The following is a 3,728-nucleotide window of genomic DNA, read 5'->3' on the forward strand; positions in this document are numbered from 1 at the left end:
TCAAGTTTTTGGTCTATGTTTGTCATTGTCGGTTGTTCTTGAAATTACCGCTAACTAGTTAATTGACGCACCTACCAGTCTGTCAGTTACAAATATAAAATTTTATAAATAACAAAAAATTAATTCTGTTTTTTATTGGTTTCTTGTTTAAAATCAAAGCGTTACCCATTTTTTCAAGTTCCGAATAACACTTATTTCTATTGTTGACAATACTAAATACGTACTTCGCTTTTTTGTATTGTCGAGAAAGCGGCAATACTTAATGTGTACTTCGCTTTTTGTATTGTTAAAGCTTATCTAAGGGGCTTTTTACATTTTTCAAACTTTGCCTGGTTACGTGGATGTAACGTAGTGTGGTTTTAATATCATTGTGCCCCAGCAATTCCTGTATAAATTTAATATCAGTACCGTTGTCTAATAAATGGGTTGCAAAACTATGCCGTAAACCGTGAATGCCAACAGCTTTATTAATTCTGGCCTTTTGCATCGCATCTTTAAAAACCTTTTGTACGCTTCTGATGCTGTATTGGTTGCCGTATTGCCCTTCAAATAAATATTTTTTAGGTTTATTAGCTTTATAATATTCGCGTAACTGTTGTAAAATACTTTCCGGTAAATTTGCATAACGGTCTTTCTTTCCTTTAGCCCTTTCAATAAACACCTGCATATTTTCACTGTCAATATCAGCTATTTTGATATTGATGATCTCACTAACCCGCAAACCCATCCCGTAACACAATTTAAGCATCAGGTTGTGTTTTAGGTTAAGGGTTACTTCAAATAGTTTTTTAATGTCTTTTGCTGAAATTACTTGCGGAAGCTGACTGGGTTTTTTCGGACGCGGAATTTCGAAAAATAGTGTTTCCCGGTGCAGTACCTGTTCAAAGTAAAACTTAACAGCGTTAATGCGGCTGTGAAGCGTGTTTTCAGAGAGTTTTAAAGTGTTGGTGCAATACAAAAAATAGCTGCGCAGCTTTGCACTGTCAAGCGTGTTTACTTGTACATTTTTTAACAGGTAAAGCAGTTGGGCAAATTCGTTCCGGTATGTTTTAATCGTACTTTCACTGTAGGCTTTTAATTGCAGTGTTTCGATAAAAAGCTGTAAGGCTGGCTGGTTTTCTGCAAAAATGTGTGCTAAAACTTCTTTGCCTATGGGTTTGGGCGGAAGGCTAAATTTTTCGCGGTAAGTTTGGTTGTCGCTCACATACCAGGCTTTTTTAGTCTGGCTCCATTTAACGCCGGCAAGTTTTTTAACCTTCGCATTAATTTCACTGTCAGAATCAAAATAAATAAAAATCACCTCTTTATGGCGATGGGTAGAGGTTTCAAACCGAAATAAGGGTGGCTTTATGTCCAACTCGTTTTCCTGATCTGGTTTCGGCGCTTTAATCATTTTTTTTGTCGAGCATAATTAATTGTTCTGCCACAATTTCTGTTGTATATCGTACTTTGCCTTCTTTGTCTTCAAATTGCCGTGTTTTTAATTTGCCTTCTATATATACCAAACTGCCTTTTTGTAAATACTTTGCAGCCAGTTCTGCCAGGCTTCGCCAAAGTACTATGGTGTGCCATTCGGTTTTAGCGCTTGTTTGCCCGTCTTTGTCTTTAAATATTTCGGTTGTGGCCAATGAAAATTTTGATACGGCTATATCTCCGGTCAGTTTCTGGTTTTCTGGATCTTTGCCTAAATTGCCTATTAAAGTTACTTTGTTTAGCCCTCTCATCGCTATTTTAACCAATGGTTATATTATTATCGTAAATGTAATTATTAATGTTGAGGAAAAAGGTTTCTTAGCTTATATAAATGTAACAGGCCGATAGCTGAATTTTACAAACAAAACAGCATACACTAAAAACAAGCCGTTTCCGTTTCTTACTTCAACAACAATTATACTTCCATTGCCAGCTTTTTTTTATAAAACCAAGATCAATTCAGCAAAATTTATCGGTACTGTTTTTACCCTGCTTTTTTTGGTATCGTACAAACCAATATTTCAAAAGTTGGATCCAATTGTGCTGCAACCACAAGCTTTAACCATTATACCAAAAGAATTTTTTATTGCCAAAGTTGTAGATGAGCGTACCGATAAATCTGCCGTTGCCTGGCTGTATCCGATATCCAATTCAAAACAAAAACTTGTATTGCAAGCTGTAGATTTTAAAGGCGGCGCGCAACTTGCAATACAGGATTTCATCTTTGAAAGTTTGCCGCGCGATAAAAAACTGCGCCCAATTGTGGTTCGGATAAAAGAATGCAAGGTTACAGAAACTGCCGTTGCGCCAGGAAGGGTTGAAGGCAAAGTTGCCGTTGCTTTGGCTTTTGATTTGATGAATGACGTTGGCAATATCCATTTAACGGATTACCGTTTGGATACCAAATATGCACGACCGGACAACCAACCTGTTAATATTGTGGAACCTGCTTTGCGCGAATCTTTTGTTTCCGGGTTAAAGTTTTTTAATACTTGGATGAACAGCCAGGCAAACGACAATCCAAAATTGGCCAAAGCAGTTAAAGTTTCGATCCAAGATTACCACGAAAAACCGGAAGGCGACACCATTTATTATGCTGCAAACCGGCCGTTAAATTGGAACGATTTTCAGGAGAAAGCACCAAACAGCAAGTATGCCGCTACCGTGTTTCCAAGTTTGGGTTTTGATGAAAAGCGCGAAATTGTAAACGGCGTGATCAAAATCCAATTGAGCATGAAAATTTATGTGCCAAAAAGTGCCTGCTGGGTAAAAGACCAAGACCGGACTGACTACACTTTAAACCACGAACAGCGCCATTTTGATATTGTAGCAATTGTGGGCAAACGCTTTGAGCAAAAAGTAAAGGCGATGAAGCTGCCGGTTACCAATTGCGATGGCCCGATCAATGTGCAGTATTACGAATCTTTTAGGGAGATGAACCACTTGCAAGACCAGTACGATGCGGAAACGCACCACGGCATCAACACGGCCGAGCAGGAGCGTTGGAACAAGCGGATTGACGATGATTTGGTTGCGCTTGGTGTTAAAAAAAACAATTCCTGATTTGGATACTGTTTTTAGCGATACTTTTTTGCTGCAATAAGTTCATCGCAAATACACCGCGTCTTCCCGGCCGTTTTCATCCAAAACAACTTCAACATGTTCTTTTAAAATGGTTGAAAGTGCCAAACCGCTAAAATCTGTGGCAATCGGGAAGCTTTTGTGGTTGCGGTCAACCAAAACAACGGTGCGGATTTTTTTAAGCGGGATATCCAGGAAAATGCCAAAAGCATAAGCCAGCGCTTTGCCGGTGTTCAGCACATCATCTACCAAAACCACCACTTTGTTGCTGCATTCTTCCACCTCAACACTTACCGAAGCATTCAGGCTGGAACTAAATTTATCCAAGTCAATGCTAATCAGCGTAACTTTAAAAGGCGCAATTTCTTCTAAAATTGTTTTTAAACGTCCGGCCAATCGAAAGCCGCGTTGTTGCAAACCAGCCAATACAATTTCGGTTTCTTCGATGTTGTCTTCCACAATCTGGTAAGCAATCCGGTCTATCTTTTGCTGGATTTGACGGCTGTTTAAAACGAGGATTTTTTTTTCAGACATAATTTAGGTGGATAAAAGAAGCATGGATAAAACAGACAGAAACTGCAAACGAAATTAATTGGTGTAAGGGAAAAACACAAAGTTGGCGCCTTCGGGAACTATGACAAACACGCACATAAACTTGTCGGGGTTTTTATAAG

The 3,728-nt window shown here is 38.8% G+C and carries 4 protein-coding genes; 1 reads left to right on the forward strand and 3 read right to left on the reverse strand.

What is annotated here, in order from left to right; translation table 11 throughout:
• Positions 1-286: 286 nt before the first annotated feature.
• Entirely contained in the window at positions 287-1,393 is a 1,107-nt protein-coding gene (locus tag Q0192_RS13795) for a tyrosine-type recombinase/integrase (RefSeq protein ID WP_299290081.1), read from the reverse strand.
• Complete coding sequence (gene ssb, locus Q0192_RS13800; protein ID WP_299290083.1) at positions 1,386-1,724, reverse strand: single-stranded DNA-binding protein; 339 nt, start codon at positions 1,722-1,724, stop codon at positions 1,386-1,388. Before ssb ends, Q0192_RS13795 begins: the two co-directional genes overlap by 8 nt.
• Positions 1,725-1,899: 175 nt before the next feature.
• Between ssb and Q0192_RS13805 the strand changes: the two genes are divergently transcribed.
• Positions 1,900-3,036: a hypothetical protein gene (locus Q0192_RS13805; RefSeq protein ID WP_299290085.1), complete on the forward strand. Its 1,137-nt coding sequence runs from the start codon at positions 1,900-1,902 to the stop codon at positions 3,034-3,036.
• Between the two features lie 42 nt (positions 3,037-3,078).
• Here Q0192_RS13805 and Q0192_RS13810 read toward each other — a convergent pair whose 3' ends face one another.
• Positions 3,079-3,588, reverse strand: coding sequence for a phosphoribosyltransferase family protein (locus Q0192_RS13810; protein WP_299290087.1), 510 nt, complete (start codon positions 3,586-3,588; stop codon positions 3,079-3,081).
• Between the last annotated feature and the right edge of the window lie 140 nt (positions 3,589-3,728).

Origin of the sequence: uncultured Mucilaginibacter sp., assembly GCF_937859865.1 — a bacterium.
Lineage (GTDB): Bacteria > Bacteroidota > Bacteroidia > Sphingobacteriales > Sphingobacteriaceae > Mucilaginibacter_A.